At 57.4% G+C, this 545-nt stretch carries 1 pseudogene; it reads left to right on the top strand.

Annotation, left to right across the window (positions count from 1 at the left end):
* Positions 1–154: 154 nt before the first annotated feature.
* A pseudogene (locus NW856_RS11365) lies at positions 155–545 on the top strand (CIA30 family protein); the annotation flags it as partial.

Here is a 545-nt window from a genome sequence, read left to right as displayed (position 1 = left end):
CTTGCAGGAAACGGTCAGGACTTGGGTCATGGCCTTGTTATTATTATTGTATTGATATTGATTATTGTATTTTCCTCGGATTCTTCCCGGCCCTCGACCTGCGGGCAGAAGGCCGGGCTCCTGCGGCTTCTAGCTGAAGAGACGAGGTAGACTCATGCCTTGGGATCTGGGGCGGTTCTGGAACACACTCACCTACTATGAGGCCCTGCCTTTGGCGGAGGTGTGGCGTTGGGTTCAGAATGGGTTCCAGGCCGTGGAGGATGATTGTGTGCTACCTTCTCTTGCCGAGTCGGCTCCTATCCAGGTGGGGGTAGTGGGGGAAGGTTTGCCTGACGGGTTGGCGGAGGCGCTGCGGCAGCAGGGCGTGGAGGTGAGCCAGACACCAGATTGGGCGACGGCAACGGTGATCCTGGGTTTGGAGGATCCGCCAACAGCCAAGGCTTATCTGGAGCAATTGCGCAGCAGTGGGCAAACGGAGCGAATGCTGTTCGACTTTCGCCGGCCCAACCCAGATCTGAACCGGTTTTGGGGCATTTTGGACGATG

Source organism: Synechococcus sp. R3-13, assembly GCF_047462195.1.
In the GTDB taxonomy this organism is placed as follows: domain Bacteria; phylum Cyanobacteriota; class Cyanobacteriia; order Thermostichales; family Thermostichaceae; genus Thermostichus.
This window is presented reverse-complemented; position numbering and strand designations above follow the sequence as displayed.